18 protein-coding genes are annotated in these 21141 nt (G+C 61.6%); 9 read left to right on the top strand and 9 right to left on the bottom strand.

What is annotated here, in order from left to right; translation table 11 throughout:
- Positions 1-6 precede the first annotated feature (6 nt).
- Positions 7-1074 carry an enoyl-CoA hydratase/isomerase family protein gene (locus tag BMZ70_RS23370; protein ID WP_092280016.1) on the top strand — a complete coding sequence of 356 codons (1068 nt, stop codon included), beginning with the start codon at positions 7-9 and terminating at the stop codon, positions 1072-1074.
- 435 nt (positions 1075-1509) lie between these two features.
- Here BMZ70_RS23370 and BMZ70_RS23365 read toward each other — a convergent pair whose 3' ends face one another.
- From BMZ70_RS23365 to ilvA, 7 genes are all read right to left on the bottom strand, one after another.
- Positions 1510-1722 (bottom strand): helix-turn-helix domain-containing transcriptional regulator, encoded by a 213-nt coding sequence (locus tag BMZ70_RS23365; protein ID WP_092280014.1) that lies wholly within the window; start codon positions 1720-1722, stop codon positions 1510-1512.
- Entirely contained in the window at positions 1715-2020 is a 306-nt protein-coding gene (locus BMZ70_RS23360) for a type II toxin-antitoxin system RelE/ParE family toxin (protein WP_092280012.1), read from the bottom strand. The genes BMZ70_RS23365 and BMZ70_RS23360 overlap by 8 nt, the downstream gene beginning before the upstream one ends.
- A 49-nt stretch (positions 2021-2069) precedes the next feature.
- On the bottom strand, positions 2070-2930 hold the full coding sequence (rapZ, locus tag BMZ70_RS23355) for an RNase adapter RapZ (RefSeq protein WP_092280010.1): 861 nt from the start codon (positions 2928-2930) through the stop codon (positions 2070-2072).
- Positions 2931-2955: 25 nt separating this feature from the next.
- Positions 2956-3891, bottom strand: a complete 936-nt coding sequence (hprK, locus tag BMZ70_RS23350) for an HPr(Ser) kinase/phosphatase (protein ID WP_008444515.1) — start codon at positions 3889-3891, stop codon at positions 2956-2958.
- A 54-nt stretch (positions 3892-3945) separates the two neighbouring features.
- Complete coding sequence (locus BMZ70_RS23345; protein ID WP_092280008.1) at positions 3946-4428, bottom strand: PTS sugar transporter subunit IIA; 483 nt, start codon at positions 4426-4428, stop codon at positions 3946-3948.
- A 318-nt stretch (positions 4429-4746) separates the two neighbouring features.
- Complete coding sequence (queF, locus tag BMZ70_RS23340) at positions 4747-5580, bottom strand: NADPH-dependent 7-cyano-7-deazaguanine reductase QueF (protein WP_092280006.1); 834 nt, start codon at positions 5578-5580, stop codon at positions 4747-4749.
- Between the two features lie 71 nt (positions 5581-5651).
- A complete protein-coding gene (ilvA, locus tag BMZ70_RS23335; protein ID WP_092280004.1) occupies positions 5652-7187 on the bottom strand; it encodes a threonine ammonia-lyase, biosynthetic in 1536 nt (511 codons plus the stop codon).
- 147 nt (positions 7188-7334) lie between these two features.
- Here ilvA and BMZ70_RS23330 point away from each other — a divergent pair, with 147 nt between their 5' ends.
- The 4 genes from BMZ70_RS23330 (at position 7335) to BMZ70_RS23315 (ending at position 12932) form a co-directional block, all read left to right on the top strand.
- Complete coding sequence (locus BMZ70_RS23330) at positions 7335-7826, top strand: YqaA family protein (RefSeq protein WP_092280002.1); 492 nt, start codon at positions 7335-7337, stop codon at positions 7824-7826.
- Positions 7827-8047: 221 nt separating this feature from the next.
- Complete coding sequence (locus BMZ70_RS23325) at positions 8048-12058, top strand: DUF3683 domain-containing protein (protein WP_092280000.1); 4011 nt, start codon at positions 8048-8050, stop codon at positions 12056-12058.
- A 2-nt stretch (positions 12059-12060) separates the two neighbouring features.
- Positions 12061-12492: an HIT family protein gene (locus BMZ70_RS23320; RefSeq protein ID WP_092279998.1), complete on the top strand. Its 432-nt coding sequence runs from the start codon at positions 12061-12063 to the stop codon at positions 12490-12492.
- Positions 12489-12932: a gamma-butyrobetaine hydroxylase family protein gene (locus BMZ70_RS23315; protein ID WP_092279996.1), complete on the top strand. Its 444-nt coding sequence runs from the start codon at positions 12489-12491 to the stop codon at positions 12930-12932. Before BMZ70_RS23320 ends, BMZ70_RS23315 begins: the two co-directional genes overlap by 4 nt.
- A gap of 468 nt (positions 12933-13400) precedes the next feature.
- Here the strand turns inward: BMZ70_RS23315 and BMZ70_RS23310 are convergent, their stop codons facing one another.
- Together BMZ70_RS23310 and BMZ70_RS23305 are read right to left on the bottom strand one after the other, a co-directional pair.
- A complete protein-coding gene (locus BMZ70_RS23310; protein ID WP_373922554.1) occupies positions 13401-14306 on the bottom strand; it encodes a sulfonate ABC transporter substrate-binding protein in 906 nt (301 codons plus the stop codon).
- 8 nt (positions 14307-14314) lie between these two features.
- Positions 14315-15367, bottom strand: coding sequence for a LacI family DNA-binding transcriptional regulator (locus tag BMZ70_RS23305; RefSeq protein WP_092279992.1), 1053 nt, complete (start codon positions 15365-15367; stop codon positions 14315-14317).
- A 209-nt stretch (positions 15368-15576) separates the two neighbouring features.
- Here BMZ70_RS23305 and BMZ70_RS23300 point away from each other — a divergent pair, with 209 nt between their 5' ends.
- From BMZ70_RS23300 to ubiE, 4 genes are read left to right on the top strand one after another with little or no spacing between them, the layout of a single operon-like run.
- A complete protein-coding gene (locus BMZ70_RS23300; RefSeq protein ID WP_092279990.1) occupies positions 15577-17802 on the top strand; it encodes a TonB-dependent receptor in 2226 nt (741 codons plus the stop codon).
- Positions 17802-19067 (top strand): LLM class flavin-dependent oxidoreductase, encoded by a 1266-nt coding sequence (locus BMZ70_RS23295; protein WP_092279988.1) that lies wholly within the window; start codon positions 17802-17804, stop codon positions 19065-19067. The genes BMZ70_RS23300 and BMZ70_RS23295 overlap by 1 nt, the downstream gene beginning before the upstream one ends.
- 8 nt (positions 19068-19075) lie before the next feature.
- Complete coding sequence (locus BMZ70_RS23290) at positions 19076-20353, top strand: alpha/beta hydrolase family protein (RefSeq protein WP_092279986.1); 1278 nt, start codon at positions 19076-19078, stop codon at positions 20351-20353.
- Between the two features lie 46 nt (positions 20354-20399).
- Positions 20400-21134 carry a bifunctional demethylmenaquinone methyltransferase/2-methoxy-6-polyprenyl-1,4-benzoquinol methylase UbiE gene (gene ubiE, locus BMZ70_RS23285; protein ID WP_092279984.1) on the top strand — a complete coding sequence of 245 codons (735 nt, stop codon included), beginning with the start codon at positions 20400-20402 and terminating at the stop codon, positions 21132-21134.
- Positions 21135-21141 lie beyond the last annotated feature (7 nt).

Genomic DNA, 21141 nt, shown 5'->3' with positions numbered 1-21141 from the left:
GGGGGCATGAGCGAATACATCCACACCAGTGTAAGCAACGGCACCGGCTTGATCGTGCTGGACCGGCCCAAGGCCCTGAACTCCCTGTCTCTCGACATGGTGCGCGCGATTACGCAAGCGTTGCTGGCGTGGCGCGATGACGCCGCAGTCGGCGCCGTGGTGATCCGCAGCAGCAGCGAGAAAGCGTTTTGTGCCGGCGGCGATATCCGTTTCTTCTACGAAGCCGGGCGCGCCACGCCGCAGGGGGGGAGCGCGCTGGTGGAAGATTTCTTCACCGAGGAATATTCGCTAAATCATTTAGTTCATTTCTATCCCAAGCCTTACATCGCGCTGATGGACGGCGTGGTGATGGGTGGCGGCATGGGCGTGGCGCAGGGCGGTATCCGCATCGTCAACGATAAAACCAAGATGGCCATGCCGGAAGTGAACATCGGCCTGTTCCCGGACGTGGGCGGCAGCTACTTCCTGTCGCGCGCGCCGGGTGCGCTGGGCTATTACCTCGGCGTGACCGGTGTGACGATCAACGCCGCCGACGCATTGCACGCCGGCCTGGCCGATCACTACGCGCCACTGGCGGACCGCGCCGCACTCGATGCACTGCTGATCACCACGTCGGGTGCCGACCTGCCACGCGCGCTGTCAGCCTACGCCGCAGCCCACAACGCCGGCGACAGCCAGCTGGCCGCCAACCGCGCCGCCATCGACCGCCACTTCAGCGCCGGCTCCGTGCCCGCCATCGTCGCCTCGCTAAAAACCGACAGCAGCGAGTTCGCTGTCAAAACGCTGGAAGTGATGGCGACGCGCTCGCCGCTGATGATGTGCGTCACCCACGAACTGATCAAACGCGGCGCCGCGCTGGACGTGGCCGGCTGCCTGCGCATGGAACGCGCGCTAGTCCGCCGCAACTTCGAAAACGGCGAAGTCATCGAAGGCGTCCGCGCGCTGGTGATCGACAAGGACAATAACCCGCAGTGGCGGCCTCCCGCTCTGGACGAGGTCACCGGCGACATGGTCCAATTCATGTTCGTGCCAGTCTGGCCCGATTACGCACACCCCCTAAGTCACCTGTACTAAAGATCCCTATGTCAGCTGTTCGACGTGACTGCTAGCACCAATACCGCTTGTGACGAAGCCGAACTGAGCAAGGATCCAAAGATATAGAATTTAATTTATACGAATAAGGAAATACGATGCTTGGAAGGCCAGAACTTAGTGCATACGCCACTCATTTGGGCAAGTATGCGTGGCTCGGTTCTCTTCCCGCGTCAGAGTCTGAAAAGAGCGGACTTGGCTGGCAAGGCGTAGGAACTAACGGGGTGCAAATTTTCGCAAGGCGTGACGGCTTCGTCGTTTTTAACTTCCCGGCTAGTGAACATTACGCAGGCGGTACAGTTCCTAATTCACCACTGATTGATGGTCGGCAGATTCCGTCGCTTTTCTACTTTTGAGGATCTCGGCAGGATCAAAAGGGAAAAATTCTTCAGCCATGATTTAGATCCAATTACCAGACTACATGGCTGGCTTAGTCTTGTGCAGAGCTGCGGGTAGACGTTCCGTTTTCTCCGCCAGATTGTGAATTGTCTCGGCGCGTGCTGCGATGTTATGGGCGATGGCTATGTAATTGGCATCACCTGATGCCAGTGCACTTTCCAAAAACAGTTCGATCACTTCTTTACTATCCAGTGCTTCCGCTGGATCGAACGGAATAAATTCTTCAGCCATGATCTAACCTCCACTTGTTGGCTGCTCGTTCAGCCAGGCGTATGTCTCTCGCTTGCGAACTCTTGTTCCCAGCGCAGAGCAAAACAATGATAGCCATCCCTTGTTGAAGATAGTAGATGCGGTAGCCGGGGCCGGAGTCGATGCGCATCTCGCTAATGCCGTCACCAATTGATTTGCTGTCTCCTGCATCGCCGAGCTGTAATCGTATGATGCGTTCGATGATCGCAGTCTTGGCCTGCCGATCACGCAGCTTGGCCAGCCATTTGCTGAACGTCTTGGTTTGGATGATCTCGATCATCCTACCATCGTAGTTTAGCCGCTACGACGTGTTTTGACAGGAATCGTGCTTACTGCTCGCGGTGGCGCAGGACGACGCGTTCTTTTTCGTTGAAGTAGGCCGCGAGTTTTTCGGCCATGTAGACCGAACGGTGCTGGCCGCCGGTGCAGCCGAGGGCCACCGTCAGGTAGCTGCGGTTGTCGCCCTTGAAGGACGGCAGCCATTTCTCCACGAAGGCGCGGATGTCGTTCAGCATTTCGCCCGCGCTGGCCTGGGCGTCGAGGAATTCGATCACCGGCGCGTCGCGGCCTGTCAGCGGACGCAGGCTCAGGTCGTAGTAGGGATTCGGCAACGCGCGCACGTCGAACACGAAGTCCGCATCCATCGGCACGCCCAGCTTGAAGGCGAACGATTCAAAGAACAAGGTCAGCGGCGCATGTTCGGTCACCACCAGGTCCTTGACCCAGCAGCGCAGCTTGTTGGCGCTCAGCTCCGAGGTATCGATCACGTGGCCCAGCTTTTCAATCGCGGATAGCCGCTCGCGCTCTTCCATGATGCATTCGATCAGGGTGCGGCGCGCCGCCGGATTCTGCCCCGGCCGCAATTCGTGCGAGAGCGGATGGCTGCGCCGTGTTTCCGAAAAACGCGCCACCAGCGAGTGGGTGTTCGCGGTCAGGAACATGACTTTGACGTCGTGGCCCTCGGCCCGCAGACGCTGCACGTCGGCCGGCAGCGACGCCAGTGACTCGGCGCTGCGCGCGTCGACCGCGACGGCCAATGCCTGCAAGCCTTCCTCGGTCAGGGTGGTGACCAGGCTGGAGAGCAGGGCGGGAGGCAGGTTGTCGACGCAGTAGTGGCCTGTGTCTTCAAGCACGTTGAGGGCGACGGATTTGCCGGAACCGGAGATGCCAGTGATGATTACGATGCGCATAATGTCCGATGATACCATCGACCGTTCAATCGCCGCTCATGGCTTGTCTTTGACGTTCCATGAATTCCTGTAGCGTATCGATGCCGCGCAGTTGCAGGATGGTGTTGCGCACGGCAGCTTCCAGCAGCACTGCGATGTTGCGGCCGGCTGCAACCGGGATCACCACTTTGCGGATCGGCAGGCCCAGTACGTCTTCGGTCGGGAACTGGAACGGCAGGCGCTCCACCTCCTCGTCCGCCGCGCCACGGCGCACCAGGTGCACGATCAGTTTCAGGCGCATCTTGCGGCGCACCGCCGTCTCGCCGAAGATGGCCTTGATGTCCAGCAGGCCCAGCCCGCGCACTTCCAGCAAATTCTGCAGCAGCGCCGGGCAGCGGCCCTCGATCATGTTTGGCGCGATGCGCGAAAACTCCACCGCGTCATCCGCCACCAGCCCGTGCGAACGCGAAATCAGCTCCAGGCCCAGCTCGCTCTTGCCAAGGCCGGAATCGCCGGTGATCAGCACGCCGACGCCCAGCACGTCCATGAACACGCCGTGCATGATGATGCGCTGGGCCAGCTTCTTCGACAGGTAGACGCGCAGGAAGTCGATCACCTGCGCGGCCGGCAGCGGGGTCGAGAACAGCGGGATATTTTTCTCGTCGCAGATGGCGAGGATGTCGGGCGGCGTTTCCAGCCCTTGCGCAATGATCAGCGCCGGCGGCCCACCGGCAATCAGCTCGCCGATGACGTGGGCGCGCGTGAGCGACTTCAGGCGCTGGTAGTAGTTGATTTCTTGATGGCCGAACACCTGGATACGGCCGGGGTGGATGGTGTTCAAGTGGCCGACCTGGTCGGCGGCGGAGGCGACGTCGCCGGAAATCAGGCGTTCGCCGCCGGGAAAGCCGGCGAACCAGCCGAGCTGCAAACTTTCGCGATTGTCGTCGTACAGGCGTTGGATCGTCAGCGGAGTTTGCAGCATGGAGCGGTTACCAGGTTAGTTGATCTAACCTTAGTGTAACTCCATCGCTGCTGCTCAGCCAGCAGCTTGCAGACTTGGCTGCCAGTTGGTGATGCGTGCATGCACCGCTTGCGGGTCGGTTTCCGTGCTCAGCGCGATGCGGAAGGCGTCGTCGGAGAACATTTCAGCGATTTCCGACAGGATTTCCAGGTGCTGCTGGGTTACGTGATCCGGAATCAGCAGGAAGAACAGCAGGTTGACCGGCTTGCCATCCGGCGACTCGAACGGAATCGGCTCGGCCAGGCGGACAAACGCGGCCAGCGGCGATTTCAGGCTCTTCATGCCCTTGATGCGGCCGTGCGGCACCGCGACGCCGTGACCGAGGCCGGTCGAACCGAGGCGCTCGCGCGCGAACAGGTTGTCCGAGACGGTGGACCGGGCAATGCCGCAGTTGTTTTCGAAGATCAGGCCAGCTTGCTCGAAAGCGCGCTTTTTACTGGAGACTTCCAGATCCAGCTGCACGTTTTCCAGAGAGAGTATTTTGCTAAGGTTGTTCATAGTACGACGTCAAATGTTGCAACGCACAAGGGTGTCACGCGAGCAGAATTATAGGCTTGTTTCTGTGCCGTGTAACATGAAATCGCTGTGTCCACCGTTGTATTGGCGTTGGCCGGTGCAACAGTAAAAATGCACTCCAGAAAGGAATCGCTATTTCTGCACCGTATTCGTCGAAAACACCGGTATTTGCTTGGGAACCGGGCCGTTTTTCCGTTTTTTTACGCTTTTTTCGGCCGGGCTGGCCATATGACGTGAAAGCTCATGTTAGCTCACATCATACGCCGGTTTTGTGCGCTTTGATTGAAAAAATCAACACAGTTATTGACGTGCGCCACGCAGGTTAGGTGGTTTCTGCGCGGTGCTGAAGTTGCTGCGCCACGGATTGATATCCAGCCCGCCACGGCGGGTGTAGCGCGCGTACACCGCCAGTTGCTGCGGCTGGCACTGGCGCAGGATGTCGACGAAGATGCGCTCGACGCATTGTTCGTGGAATTCGTTGTGCTCGCGGAAACCGATCAGGTATTTGAGCAGGCTTTCCTGGTCGATTTGCGGGCCGCTATAGTGGATTTGCACGCTGGCCCAGTCCGGCTGGCCGGTGACCAGGCAGTTGGATTTCAGCAGGTGCGAGACCAGTTTTTCTTCCACCGGTTCTTCGTCCAGCGCGGCTTTCAGGATGTCTGGCGACGGACTGTAGTTGTCGACTTCGATGTCGAGGCGGTCCAGCAGCAGGCCGTCCAGTTCGCCCATTTCGACCATGCCGAATTCTTCCGGCTGGGTCAGGGTGACGTGGACGCTGCCGCCGGACGCGGCCGACAGGTCTTGCTGCAGCAGGGTTTTCAGCGCGACTACGCTGTCCAGCTTGGTCTGGTTGAACGAGTTCAGGTACAGCTTGAACGACTTCGATTCAATGATGTTGGGCGTATCGGCCGGGAAGGTGATGCGGGCGATCGCCACCTGCGGCTTGCCGCGCTGGTTGAGCCAGGAGATTTCGTAGGCGTTCCAGATATCGACGCCGAAGAAGGGCATGGTGCCCGACAAGCCCAGCTCGTCGCGCTTGCCCTGGCGCGGGATCGGGAACAGCAGTTCCGGCGCGTAATCGGTGCGGTAGGCGGAGGTTTTCCCGAGCGGGGACAGGTCGGCGGTATTGGTCATGGCGATATCGGTATTTCAGGTGTTGCAGGGAAGGACGGCATGGTAACGCAAACCATGCCGCCGCGCCCGGTTTAGCCCAGGAACAGTTTGTAGACGGGATTCAGGCTCTCATCCCAGTAGCGGTAGCCCAGCGTCGCCAGGAATTGCGCGAAGTCGCTCATCTCTTCCGGTGGCACTTGCAGGCCGATTACGATGCGGCCGACGTCGCCGCCCTGGCTGCGGTAATGGCACAGCGAGATGTTCCAGTTCGGCGCCATCGAATCGAGGAAGCGCATCAGCGCGCCCGGACGCTCGGGGAATTCGAAACGGTACAGCAACTCGTTGTCCGCCAGCACGCTCTTGCCACCCACCAGATGGCGCAGGTGGGTCTTGGCCAGTTCGTCGTGGGTCAGGTCCAGCGCCTTGAAGCCGTTCTCCTCGAAGCGGCGCGTCAGCGTGGCCGATTCGCTGCGGTCGGCAATCTGCACGCCGCAGAACACATGCGCATCGTCCTTGTCCGAGATGCGGTAGGTGAACTCGGTGACGTTGCGCGCACCGACCAGCTTGCACAGGCGCTTGAAGCTGCCGCGCTGCTCCGGCAGCGTGACGGCAAACAGCGCCTCGCGCGCCTCGCCCAGCTCGGCGCGTTCAGCCACGAAGCGCAGGCGGTCGAAGTTCATATTGGCGCCGCAGGCGATGGTGATCAGGGTTTCGTTCTTGATCGGATCCTTGGTCAGCGCGGCGCGCTCGATGTAGGCCTTGGCGCCGGCGATGGCCAGCGCACCGGCCGGTTCCAGGATGCTGCGGGTATCGGTGAACACATCCTTGATGGCGGCGCTGATGGCGTCGGTGTCGACAATGATGATGTCGTCGACATATTGCTGCGTCAGGCGGAAGGTTTCCTCGCCCACCAGGCGCACTGCGGTGCCGTCCGAGAACAGGCCGACATCGGTCAGCGTTACCCGTTCGCCGGCCTTGATGCTGCGCGCCATCGCGTCCGAATCGAGGGTCTGCACGCCGATGATCTTGATGTCGGGACGGATCGCCTTGACGTAGGCGGCCACGCCGGAGATCAGGCCGCCGCCGCCGATGGCGACGAAGATGGCGTGGATCGGGCCGGAATGCTGGCGCAGGATTTCCATGCCGATGGTGCCTTGGCCGGCAATCACGTCCGGGTCGTCAAACGGGTGCACGAAGGTCAGCGCCTGTTCCTTTTCCAGCGTCAGCGCGTGGTTGTAGGCGTCGGTGTACGACTCGCCGTGCAGCACCACCTCGACGTCGCCGCCGCCGCGCGCCTTGACGGCGTCGATCTTCACCTGCGGCGTGGTGGTTGGCATGACGATCAGCGCCCGGCAGCCGAGCTTGGCGGCGGACAGGGCCACGCCTTGGGCGTGGTTGCCGGCCGAGGCGCAAATCACGCCGCGCTTGCGTTGCGCTTCGCTCAAGTGGGCCATCTTGTTGTAGGCGCCGCGAATCTTGAAGCTGAACACGCTCTGCATGTCCTCGCGCTTGAAATAAATTCGGTTCTCGTAGCGTTGCGACAGGGTCGGCGCCAGTTCCAGCGGGGTTTCATCAGCCACGTCGTAGACGCGGGCGGTCAGTACTTTCTTCAGATAGTCGGTAGTCATGGTCTGCAAACAAAGTGATTCGGGCGAGTTGCGATGCTAACTGACCGGCTGGTGACCGGGTGGAGCAGGGAGACACAAATCCAGGCGGGTGTGCCGGATCGGGCTGACTCATTATAATGGCTGCTTTCCTCCCGCGCCCAATAACCGATGATCGAATCTGCAATTACCTGGCTGCTGCACCTGATCGCCGCGCCCACGGTAGGCCTGACTTCGGTTTTCATCATTGCTCTGGTATCGGCCACGCTGGTGCCGCTCGGCTCGGAGCCGGCGGTGTTTGCCGTTATCAAGGCCAATCCGGATCTGTTCTGGAGCGCCATTTTCGTCGCCACGCTCGGCAACACCATCGGCGGCGCCATCGACTACTACATCGGCTGGCAGGCCAAGCAGAGCTTTGCCAAGGAGCGCCACAGCCGCTGGTTCCACTGGCTGGAACGCTACGGCGCCAAGACCATGCTGCTGGCCTGGCTGCCCGGCATCGGCGATCCGCTGTGCACGCTGGGCGGCTGGCTGCGCCTGCCGTTCTGGCCCAGCCTGGCCTACATGGCCATCGGCAAGGGCCTTCGCTATCTCACCATGACCTCGCTGCTGTTGTACGTCCCGGACGGAGTGTGGCACCGGATCGGGCAGATGATGGGCTAATTTGGTGCATTTAATCATATTGCCGCATAAGCTTATGCGTAAATTTCATTCAGTCTGCTGGCGATAATTGGCATGAAATTGCTCGGCACTGGGCCGAATTTCGAATTTTTGCAGCGTTTCGTGCTGTGGTAGAGCCCCTCGGCCATCTAAGGCTGTTCCCGCGTGGTGCGCCGCAATAGGCTAGAATGGCCCTCCCGGTGTCTGTCTATCGTCCCTGCATAATGAACGCCCCTGCACAAATTCAAGCTTTGCTGGCGGAAACGCCCCACGGTCCGGAGGCCACGCGCCTGCGGGAAATTCCTTATAACTACACGTCGTTTTCCGATCGCGAGATCGTCATCCGGCTGCTAGGTGAGGAATCGTGGTCGCTGCTGGATGCGCTGCGCGGCGCGCGCCAGACCGGCCGGTCAGCGCGCATGCTGTACGAGGTGCTGGGTGATATCTGGGCCGTGCGTCGCAACCCGTATCTGCAGGACGACCTGCTGGATAACCCGAAGCGCCGCCAGGAGTTGATCAACGCGCTGCATCACCGCCTGTCCGAGGTGGACAAGCGCCGTCTCAGCGTCGACGACGCTGAAAAAGATGAAGCCTCGCGCCAGCGCAGCGCCAATGTGGCCAAGCTGCTGCAAGCGGCCGGCAAGGCGGTGGCCGACTTCGGCGAAGAATTCAAACAGGTGTACGACCTGCGCAAGCGTACCTTCAAGGTACTGGGCCGCTACACCGACAAGCACAACATCTGCTTCGACGGCATGAAGCGTATCTCCCACGTGACCGATGCGACCGACTGGCGCGTCGAGTATCCGTTCGTGGTGCTGACCCCGGACAGCGAAGAGGAAATGGCTGGCCTGGTCAAAGGCTGTATCGAACTGGGGCTGACCATCATCCCGCGCGGCGGCGGCACCGGCTACACCGGCGGCGCGATTCCGCTGACGCCGATGTCGGCCGTCATCAACACGGAAAAGCTGCTCAACATGGGCGCGGTGGAGATGAAGGTGCTGCCAGGCCTGGACAAGGAATACGCCACCATCTACACCGGCGCCGGCGTCATCACGAATAAAGTGTCCGAAGCGGCCGAGAAGGCCGGCTTCGTGTTCGCAGTCGATCCGACCTCGGCCCACGCTTCCTGCATCGGCGGCAATATCGCCATGAACGCGGGCGGCAAGAAGGCCGTGCTGTGGGGCACGGCGCTGGACAACCTGGCCTCGTGGCGCATGGTCGATCCGAACGGCGACTGGCTGGAAGTCACCCGCCTCGACCACAATCTGTCGAAGATCCACGATACGCCGCTGGCGCGCTTCAAGCTGGAATGGACCCATCCGACCGCCAAGGGCGAAGCCAAGGGCGCGCCGTTCAAGACTGAGATCCTCGAGATCGCCGGCCGCGTGTTCCGCAAGGAAGGCCTGGGCAAGGACGTGACCGACAAATTCCTGGCCGGCCTGCCTGGCATCCAGAAAGAGGGCACCGATGGCCTGATCACTTCGGGCCGCTGGATCCTGCACAAGATGCCGAAGTTCACCCGCACCGTCTGCCTGGAGTTCTTCGGCCAGGCGCGCGATGCGATTCCATCGATCGTGGAAATCAAGGATTACCTGGACGGCTTGCCAGCCAAGGGCGCCGAGTTCTCGACCCTGCGCCTCGCCGGCCTGGAGCACCTGGACGAGCGCTACCTGCGCGCGGTCGGCTACGCCACCAAATCGAAACGCGGCGTGCTGCCGAAGATGGCGCTGTTCGGCGACATCGTCGGCGACGATGAAAACGCCGTGGCGCAAGCCGCCTCCGAAGTGGTGCGCATCGCCAATACCCGCGTGGGTGAAGGCTTTGTGGCTGTCAGCCCGGAAACCCGCAAGAAGTTCTGGCTGGACCGCGCCCGTACCGCCGCCATCGCCAAGCACACCAACGCCTTCAAGATCAACGAAGACGTGGTGATCCCGCTGAACCGCATGGGCGAGTACACCGACGGTATCGAGCGCATCAACATCGAACTGTCGATCAAGAACAAGCTGCAACTGGTGCAAGAGCTGCAGGACTTCTTCGCCGCCGGCAATCTGCCGATCGGCAAGAGCGACGATGCCGACGACAGCGTCGGCGATGCCGAAATGCTGGGCGACCGCCAGCAACAAGCTGAAGCGCTGCTGTCGCAAGTGCACGCGCGCTGGACCTACTTGCTGGCCGAGCTGGACAAGCCGCTGGCTTCCATCACCGCCGAACTGGCCGCGCACGGCATGGACCGCTTGCTGCCGGTATTCGAAGAGCGCCTGAAAACCCAGCCGGACGCCACCCTGTTCGACGTGGTGCAGGACCGCACCATCCGCGTGACGTGGAAGCAGGAAATCCGCGCCCAGCTGCGCCAGATCTTCAACGGCGCCGCCTACAAGCTGATCCTCGACGAAGCCACCGCCATTCACAAGCGCGTGCTGCGCGGCCGCGTGTTCGTGGCGCTGCACATGCACGCCGGCGACGGCAACGTGCACACCAACTTGCCGGTCAACTCGGACCACTACGAAATGCTGCAACTGGCCCACCAGGCCGTCGCACGCATCATGAAGCTGGCCCGTTCGCTCAACGGCGTGATCTCGGGCGAGCACGGCATCGGCATCACCAAGCTGGAATTCCTGCACGAAGACGAGATCGGCCCGTTCCGCGATTACAAGATGCGCGTCGATCCGGAAGGCCGCTTTAACAAGGGCAAGCTGCTGAACCTGGACGGCATGGAAGCCGACCTGCGCAATGCCTACACGCCATCGTTCGGCCTGATGGGCCACGAATCGCTGATCATGCAGCAGAGCGATATCGGTGAGATCGCCAACAGCGTCAAGGACTGCCTGCGCTGCGGCAAGTGCAAGCCTGTTTGCTCGACCCATATCCCGCGCGCCAACCTGCTGTATTCGCCGCGCGACAAGATCCTGGCGACCTCGTCGCTGATCGAAGCCTTCCTGTACGAAGAGCAGACCCGTCGCGGCATCTCGATCAAGCACTGGGAAGAATTCGAGGACGTGGCCGATCACTGCACGGTCTGTCATAAATGCGTCACGCCCTGTCCGGTCAACATCGACTTCGGTGACGTGTCGATGAACATGCGCAACCTGCTGCGCAAGATGGACAAGAAGTCCTTCAATCCGGGCAAGGCGGCGGCCATGTTCTACCTGAACGCTACCGACCCGGCCACCATCAACGCCACCCGCGCGGCGATGATCGGTATCGGCTACAAGGCACAGCGTCTCGGTAACGACCTGCTGAAGAAATTCGCCAAGAAGCAAACCAAGGCGCCGCCGCCGACCGTCGGCAAGCCCAAGGTGCGCGAGCAGGTGATCCACTTCATCAACAAGAAGATGCCGGGCAACCTGCCGAAGAAGACCGCGCGCGCGTTGCTGGATATCGAAGACGACAAGGTCATCCCGATCATCCGCAATCCGAAGACCACCAATGCCGATACGGAAGCGGTGTTCTACTTCCCGGGCTGTGGTTCGGAGCGCCTGTTCTCGCAAGTGGGTCTGGCAACGCAGGCCATGCTGTGGGAAGTGGGCGTACAGACCGTGCTGCCGCCGGGTTACCTGTGCTGTGGTTATCCGCAGCGCGGCTCGGGCCAGTACGACGTCGCCGACAAGATGATGACCGACAACCGCGTGCTGTTCCACCGCATGGCGAATACGCTCAACTATCTGGACATCAAGACGGTACTGGTGTCGTGCGGCACGTGCTACGACCAGTTGGCGACCTACGAGTTCGACAAGATCTTCCCGGGCTGCCGCATCATGGATATCCACGAATATCTGAATGAGAAGGGCGTCAAGCTGGAAGGCGTGACCGGTACGCGCTATATGTACCACGAGCCGTGCCACACGCCGATGAAGCTGCAGGAGGCTACCAAGACCGTCAACTCGCTGATCCAGACGCATGACAACGTCAAGATCGAGAAGAACGACCGCTGCTGCGGCGATTCGGGCACGCTGATGGTGGCGCGTCCGGACATCTCGACGCAGGTGCGTTTCCGCAAGGAAGAGGAAGTCATCAAGGGCGCCGACAAGCTGCGCGCCGATGGCTTCGATGGCGAGGTGAAGATCCTGACCAGCTGCCCGGCCTGCCTGGGCGGCGTGTCGCGCTACAGCGAAGATGCCGGCACCACCGCCGATTACATCGTGGTGGAAATCGCCAAGCACCTGCTGGGCGAGAACTGGATGCCGGACTACGTGAAGCGCGCCAACGACGGCGGCATTGAACGCGTGCTGGTGTAAGCATGGCCTGCGATCTGTGCAATCTGCTGGCGGCGCCGGGTGCTGCCTTGGTCTGGGGTGATCACCAGTTGTCGGTGGTCGCCGTGGAGGAGGCCGAGTATCCGGGCTTCACGCGCGTGGTGTGGAATGGCCACGTGAAAGAGATGACCGACCTGCCGGCCGCAGACCGCGTGCGCATCATGGACGTGGTGTGGGCGGTGGAGTCGGCGCAGCGTGAAGTGATGGCGCCGGAAAAAATCAACCTCGCCAGTTTTGGTAATATGACGCCGCACGTGCATTGGCACGTTATCCCGCGTTACCGCGACGATGCGCATTTCCCCAACCCGACCTGGGCTGTGGCACAGCGTTCGTCATCGGTGGAAGTGCTGGCAGCGCGCCGCGCGCTGCTGCCGGCGCTACACGCAGCCATCGTCGAGAAAGTGAAAGCATTATGAGCAGCAAACCTGTCCCTACCGGCCTGACGGTACACAACAAATCCCGCGTGCTGGATATTGAGTTCAACGACGGTGCGTCGTTCTCGATTCCGTTTGAACTGCTGCGCGTGTATTCGCCGTCGGCGGAGGTGATGGGGCATGGTCCGGGGCAGGAAGTGCTGCAGGTAGGTAAGCGCGAAGTGGGCATTGCCGGCATTGAGCCGGTGGGCAACTACGCGGTGCAGCCGACCTTCAGCGACGGCCACAACACCGGCATCTTCACCTGGGAATACCTCTACAAGCTGGGCAGCCAGAAAGATGCCTTGTGGGCGACCTACATGGACCGCCTGCACGCCTCCGGTTTCGAAGGCGATAGTGGCCGCGAAACCGGCGTCTCGCTGACCGGCCCGTCCACGCACCAGCATGGTGGCGGTGGTTGCGGCAGTGGCTGCAAGCACTAATCCGTCACCTGATCCCGCATCACATACAACACCCGCGCACGCGCCCACGGCGATCGCTGCCGCAGCCCGTTGATGCTGAACGTCAGCGGTTTGTTGGCGTCTTGTGGCAGCGGGGCGGTCTTAACTTTTGCATCGAACCATGCGAAACGCGGATCGGCCCCACGCCTTTCTGCATCCGCACGTTCTCGTATAGCTAAGGCGCGAAGCTCGTCCAGCTCCTGCTTGCTTGCGGGATCTATTTCCGGTATCTCGATATCAGGTCAGCAATACTTCGCAATGAAGCAAAGCAGCGCAGGCTATGTGATTTGCTGCCCGCTGTGACCTTGCCTTTAGACCTCCGCCCCCTATCAGAAGTTCCTTGATCCCATCCAGTTTCTCATGTTTCGGATATTTCACTAGGTGCTCGCTGGTTGAGCTGCCAGCGTAGGCGGCTCAGTTGGCGAGGCTTTTAGGCAGATCAATCGTGCTTCACTTTGGCTGCCAGGTCCAGACGCGGCTGGCGATGTTGACGGCTTTGGGGATCAGCTTTTGCTGGTAGAACAGGTCGGCCACGCGCTGCTGGTTGGCGACGATGTCGGGCGTCACCGGCGTGGCGCCGAAGCGGGAGCGCTGCATCCAGGTCGCCACGATGTCGGCTGGCACGCCGGTCTGCTGCGCCAGCAGGGTGCTGACTTCTTTCTGGTGCTCGCGGGCCCACTTGCCGGTTGCGCGCACTTGTTCCAGCAAGGCTGATACCAGTTGTGGCGACTGCTCCGCGAACTTGCGAGACGTCAGGTAGAAACCATTCGCCAGCGGCAGACCGGTGTAGTCGCTCAGCACGCGCACCTGATAGGCCTTCTGCGCCGAAGCGAAGTAGGGATCCCACACGACCCACGCATCAATGCCGCCGCTGACAAACGCCGCCCGCGCATCGGATGGCGATAAATAAATCGGCGTAATGTCGCTGAACTTCAGGCCCGCTTTCTGCAACGCGGACGCCAGCAGGAAGTGCGAACCGGAGCCTTTCTGGAACGCCACCCGCTTGCCCTTCAACTCCGCCGCCGTGCGGATCGGCGAATCCTTCGGTACAAACAGCGCCTCGCTATTCACCGGCGCCGGCTCCGCGCCCACGTACAGCAAATCCACACCACCGGCCTGCGCAAACACTGGCGGCGGCGCCCCGGTGCTGCCGAAATCGATGCTGCCCGCATTGAGCGCTTCCAGCATCTGCGGCCCGGCAGGGAATTCTATCCACTTGAGCTGATGGCCCGGCAGCGACACGCCCTGCGTCTTCATCATGCTCAGCAAGCCGGAGCCTTTCTGAAAACCGATGCGTATCTCGGCCGCCGACGACAGCAGCGGTACCGCGAACAACAGGCAAATCCATTTCTTCATCATCTTCCTTATGCGCTCTCGCGCTCTATCAACTCGCAGGCCAGCAGGTTCAGACGCGAATCCTGTGCTGATGCGGGCAGCACGCCCAGTTGTTCAAGAATCCGCAGCGCGGCGATCTCGCCGATCTCGCGCCCCGGCGGACGGATGGTGGTCAGGCTAGGCAGCAGCAGCGGCGAGAAAGCGTAATCGCCAAAGCCGACGATGGCGCACTGCTGCGGTATCTTCAGCCCCGCGCGCTGACCGGCCAGCAAAGCACCTGCGGCCAGATTGTCGTTGGCGAAGATGATGGCCTCTACCGGCTTGCTGCGCTTCGCCGGCGACAAGGCCAGTGCTTCAATCGCCTGCTTGCCCGCATCGAACGGCGCCTCGGCCGTCGGTGCGTAGATGATCGGCTCAAGGCCATGCTCGCGCATCACTGCTGCATAGCCATCGCTGCGATCAACCGCGCTCAAATCGCCCGCAAGACTGTTCTGCACGAAGGCGATGCGGCGATAGCCTTTGGCGTACAAGTAGCGCGCTGCCTGCTCACCCACCGCATTGTTGGAGTAGCCGACCTGTATCGGCTTGCGTTTGGGCTGATAGTCCCACGTCTCCACCACCGGAATGCCCGCCGTCGACAGCAGCTTTTCGGTGGCCCGATTGTGGAAGCGGCCCACCACCGCCAGCGCTGCCGGCTTCCAGCCGAGGAAGGCGCGCACTGCGGCTTCTTCCTTCGCCGCAGAGAAGTAGCTGGAAGCCAGCAGCAGCTGGTAGCCGTGGCGATTCAGCGTATCGCTGAAAGTCTGGATGGTATTGGCGAAAATCGGCCCGGAGATATTTGGAATCACCATGCCGACCACGCGACCATGCGCGGAGGCGAGGCCACTGGCGGCGAGATTGGGCACGTAGCCCAGTTCTTTCACCGCCGCCGCGATGCGCGCGCTGCGTTCTGCCGCTACGCGCCCCGGCTCGGTGAAGTAGCGCGATACCGTAATCGAGCCGACGCCCGCCAGCCGCGCCACATCGTGGACGGTGGCGCGGCCGGATCCCCGGCGTTTTCGTGGTGCTGCTGGTTCGCTCATCTGCGCATATTCCGAAAAAACATATCGATGATTTTTTTAATTCTTTGACTTCAACCCGGCCCGCCGCGACACTAAAAAAAGGGTACCGGTACCACTGAATTGTAGCGAACGACCTGCTGGACACTAAGTTGGTTCTTCGATGATGAAAGTAGGTTTTCCGTATAAAGGCATGCGGCGCTTGGAGCGCTTTCAAATCAAGGGATCAGGAAATGAAGAGCAATGTGAAATTTTTCGGCGCACTGACCATCGGCGCTTTGCTGGTAAACACCGCGTATGCGGAGGCGGATCCGACGCCGATCAAGGAGCGCGACGACAGCGCTTCCGTGCCGAGCGTGACGGTCAGCGCCACGCGCCGCAACGCTTCGCTGCAATCCGTGCCAGTGGCGGTATCGGTGCTGGATGGCGATGCGCTGACGCAGGCCAACCGCACCAGTATCGACACCATCGTGCAGGAAGTGCCGAGCGTGACCTTCCGCCAGCAAGGCGGGAATAAGGATTCCACCATCTTTGTACGCGGTATCGGTACCATTTCCACCTCGCCGGGTGTGGAGCCGACTGTGTCGACCGTGATCGACGGCGTGGTGTATGCGCGTCCAGGCCAGGCTACGCTGGATCTGCTCGATATTGAGCACATTGAAATCCTGCGCGGCCCGCAAGGTACGCTGTTCGGCAAGAACGCTTCGTCCGGCGTGCTGAATGTGATTGGCCGCAAATCGTCGCAACAGACTACAGGCTTCATCGATGCGGCCTACTACGAAGGCAGCGAGAAGCGCGTACGTACCGGCGTGTCGGGGGCGATCCAGCCGGGCGTAGTGGCGGCATCGGTCACCGGTTTGTATGCAGACTTCAACGGCAACGTCGATAACGTGCATGCTGGCGGCGGCAAGCTGAATGGCTATGACCGCAAGGGCGTACGCGCCCGTATCGATATCACGCCGACCAAGGATCTGGACATTGCGCTGATCGCGGACTACCTGCGCTCGAATGCATCGCCGACTTTCACTGCTTACAAATCGACGGCGGCTGCCTTCAACGCCGGCATCGCGCCGGTGGTGGCAGGGCCGGAAAACCGCCAGGTCAACGCCGACATCCCTGCCGATATCCGTGACAAGAACAAGGGCCTGTCGGCGCAAGTCGATTACCGCTTCAACGGCTACACGCTGACCTCCATCACGGCGGTGCGCGATTGGGATAACACGCAGTACACCAGCACATCGGCTATCGGCAATGCGGCGGAAGCAGCGCGCATCACGGCGGCTTTCCCGGCCACGCGCGATATCGGCACGGTGGACTTCAGCCAGGCCTCGCAAGAGCTGCGTGTCGCATCGCCGAAGGGCGAGTCCGTGGAGTACGTGGCCGGCGCCTACTACCTGCACGGCAAGGATCGCGAAACCTACCAGCGCATCGTCAACAACGGCACGGCCATCAACTCCGGCCGCGCGGACTATGGTGTGAAGAGCGACAGCTATTCGCTGTTCGGCGAAAGCACCTTGAACTTCTCGCCAGTGTGGCGCGCCATCGCCGGTGCGCGCTGGACCAAGGATGACCTGTCCTATGACCACAAGCGCACCTCGACGCAGACGGTAGCCTTCCCCGGTGTACAGCCAGCCGTGCAGAATGCCGGCTCGACCAGCGAGGATGGCTACTCGGGCCGCGTCGGCCTGCAATACGATTTGGCGCGCGACGTGAATACTTACGCCACTTACTCGCGCGGCTACAAGGGCCCGGCCTACAACGTGTTCTTCAATATGCTGAACCGCGACACGCTGGCGCTGAAACCGGAGACCTCGGATTCGTTTGAACTGGGCCTGAAAGCCAGCGCCTTCGACCGCAAGCTGACCGCCAACCTGGCCGTGTTCAGCACCAAGTACGAAAACTATCAGGCCAACTTCTACGACACCGTGGCAGGCGCCGTGGTCACGCGCCTGATTAACGCTGGCGATGTCTCGACCAAGGGCGTGGAATTGGACCTGAACGCGCGTCCGACGCGTGCGTTGACCCTGAGCGCATCGCTGGCCTATACCGACGCCACCATCGACAACTTCAACTGCCCGCCGGCTGCTGCCGCGTCGTGCAACCTGAATGGCAAGCCGTTGCCGTTCTCGCCGAAGTGGAAATCCTTCACCCGCGCCAACTACGCGCTGCCGCTGGAGAATGGCCTGATCGTCGACCTGTCGGCGGACTACAGCTGGCAGGCCAAGACGCAGTACGACTTGTTCCAGTCGGCTGATGCGATCCAGGGCGCGTATGGCGTCATCAATGCTGGCATCGCGCTGTCGTCGCCGGTGGGCGGCTGGCGCGTCGCGCTGGTCGGCAAGAATCTGGCCAATAGATCGTACGCCACCAATCTGGTCACCTCGACCGGCTACGTCACCCGCGCCGTGCCGCGTGACGACGAGCGCTATTTCGGCATCTCCGCACGCAAGGAATTCTGATGGCTAAGCAGTTGAGTATCGCCGCGTTCATGATGCGGTACGGCCACCACGTTGCGGCGTGGCGGCATCCGGAGACGGATTTGCTGTCGAATCCTTTCAAGGTGTTCCGCGAGCAGGTGCGCAGTGCGGAGCGTGCCTGCCTGGACGCGGTGTTCTTTGCCGATAGCGTGGCGCTGACTGGCGCGCCGTCGCTGGAGCCTTTGACGCTGTTGTCTGCGCTGGCCGCATCGACCGAGCGAATCGGCTTAATCGGCACCGCCACCACCACCTACAACGAGCCATACACGGTGGCGCGCCAGTTTGCGTCGCTGGATTTGCTGTCGGATGGGCGGGCAGGGTGGAATCTGGTCACGTCGGACAATGCTGCGGAAGCGGCCAACTTCGGCCGCGACCAGCACGTGGCGCATGCCGACCGCTATGCGCGGGCGCGCGAATTTCATCAAGTTGTCACAGGACTGTGGAATAGTTGGGACCCCGATGCGCTGCAGGTCGACAAGGCGGGCACGCTGCCGTATGACCCGGCCAAGCTGCGCAAGCTGAATCATCGCGGCGAGCATTTCGCGGTTGCAGGTCCGCTGAACGTGGCGCGCAGTCCGCAGGGGCGGCCGGTGGTGGTGCAGGCTGGCGGTTCGGAGGTGGGCCGCGATCTGGCGGCGGGAACGGCGGAGGTGGTGTTCACCGCGCAGCCAACGCTGGCCAAGGCGCAGGCCTTCTACGGCGATATCAAGCGGCGCGTGGTGGAGAAGGGGCGCTCGCCGGATTCGGTGAAGGTGATGCCGGGATTGTTCGCGGTGGTCGGCCGCACGCAGGAGGAGGCGGACCGGAAGTTCGCTGAGCTGCAAGCGTTGATCGAGCCGAAGGCCGGTCTGGCGCTGCTGGGCCGGATGATCGGCAATTTCGATTTGTCGGCCTATCCCCTTGACGGTCCTTTGCCGGAGCTGCCGGAGACGCAGGATGGCCAGCGCAGTCGCCAGCAGTTGCTGACCGATCTGGCGCAGGGCGAGAATTTGACGATCCGCGAGCTGTACGAGCGCATCGCCGGTGGACGCGGCCACTTCACGGAGGTCGGAACGGCGGAGAAGGTAGCGGATCAGATGCAGGAATGGTTCGAGCAGGGCGCGGCGGATGGATTCAATTTCATGTCGCCGGCGCTGCCGGGCGGTTTGGATGATTTCCTCACGCTGGTGATTCCTGAATTGCAGCGGCGCGGTTTGTTCCGCAAGGCGTATGAAGGGAGCACCTTGCGCGAGCACTTGGGCTTATAGGAGAAGGCATGTTTGGCAGGATGTTGGTGTTGGCTGCGGCGTTGACCGTGGCGCAGGTTGGGGGCGCGCAGGAATATTTTGGCGATGCGCGTCCGGATGCGCCGGAGCTTGCAGCGCGCGGCTCGCTGCCGGTCGGCGTGCGCACGCTGGTGGTGGAGCACAAGGACCAGCTGGATATCCTGCACGCCAGCGCCGGGCAGCCGGACCCGCGCTACACGCGCAAGCTGGTGCTGGAGGTGTGGTATCCGGCGCAACTGGCGGCGGGCCAAAAGGAACATACTGTTTATACCGATGTCCTGGGCTCCGGCCCGAATGATCCCAAGCGCCCGAACACGCCGTTCCAGTTCAATGGCCGTGCTGCTCGCGATGCAGCACCAGCAGCACCAGCAGCACCAGCGGCACCAGCGGCACCAGTGGCGGCGCAGGGCGCACGCTACCCGCTGGTCATCGTCTCCCACGGCTATCCCGGCTCGCGGCTGCAAATGTCCTACTTGACCGAGAACCTCGCGTCGAAGGGCTACGTAGTGGTCGCCGTCGACCATCCGGAATCCACGCGTGCCGACAAGGCGGGCTTCCCGAGCACACTGCTGAACCGTCGCCTTGACGACTTGTTCGTGTTGGACACCGTGGCCGCGTGGGCCCAACCGGGCAGCGGTAGCTTCCTCGCCGGCGCGGTCGATGCGGACAACACCGCGCTGGTCGGCTATTCGATGGGCGGCTACGGCGCGCTGAACACGGTGGGCGCCGGCATCAGCGCGGCGGCAGCGGCGTTTGTCCCCGGCGGCAAGCTGACCGTCAACCAGCAGGGCAACCCGCAGTACGAGGCGCAGCGCGACCAACGCATCAAGGCGGTGGTGGCCTTCGCCCCGTGGGGCGGCGAACAGAAGGTCTGGGACGCGGCCGGCCTGGCCGGCGTGCGCACGCCTACCCTGTTCATCACCGGCGACCAGGACGACGTCGCCGGCTACAAAGACGGTGTGCTCAAGCTGTTCCAGCAGGCCGTCAACGCCGACCGCTACCTGCTGACCTACGTCGGCGGCCGCCACAATTCCGCGCCGAATCCGCCGTCCCCGGCCCACTGGAGCAACCCGGACGACTTCCAGTCCTATTCCGAACCGGTCTGGGACAGCCGCCGTATCAACAACATCAACCAGCACTTCGTGACTGCCTTCCTCGGCATCCACCTGAAAGCCGCGCCATTGCAAGCTTATCTGGATGGCAACTGGAAGGGTTTTCCCCAGCGCGCCCAGCTGGGGCTGGTGTGGCAGCACCTTAAGCCGCAATAAAAAGTGGGTCTTGTATAATGCTGGCAAATTAACAGGCCTGCATATCATGACCAACACCACTCACTTCGGTTACAAGACTGTCGCGGAAGAAGATAAAGTCCGCGAGGTTGCCAAGGTTTTCCACTCCGTCGCCGCCAAGTACGACATCATGAACGACGTCATGTCGGCTGGCCTGCACCGTTTGTGGAAGACCTTCACCATCGCCAACGCGGCCGTGCGTCCGGGCTTCAAGTGCCTCGACATCGCCGGCGGTACGGGCGACCTGGCCAAGGTGTTCGCCAAGCAGGCCGGCCCGACCGGAGAAGTCTGGCTGACCGACATCAACGAATCCATGCTGCGCGTGGGGCGTGATCGCCTCTTGAATCGCGGCCTGCTGACCCCCACCTTGTTGTGTGATGCGGAAAAACTGCCTTTCCCGGACAATTACTTCGACCGCGTCAGCGTGGCCTTCGGCCTGCGCAACATGACCCACAAGGATCAGGCGCTGAAGGAAATGCGCCGGGTGCTGAAGCCGGGCGGCAAGCTGCTGGTGCTGGAATTCTCGAAAGTGGCGGCGCCGCTGCAAAAGCCGTATGACATTTATTCGTTCAAGATTTTGCCGTGGATGGGCGAGAAGATCGCCAACGACGCCGAGAGCTACCGCTATCTGGCCGAATCGATCCGCATGCACCCGGACCAGGAAACGCTGAAAACCATGATGGAAGAGGCGGGCCTGGAACGGGTCACGTACTACAACCTGACGGCAGGTGTGGCCGCTTTGCACACTGGTATCAAAATGTGATGACTGG

Origin of the sequence: Duganella sp. CF402 (assembly GCF_900109645.1) — a bacterium.
GTDB lineage: Bacteria > Pseudomonadota > Gammaproteobacteria > Burkholderiales > Burkholderiaceae_D > Rugamonas.
This window is presented reverse-complemented; position numbering and strand designations above follow the sequence as displayed.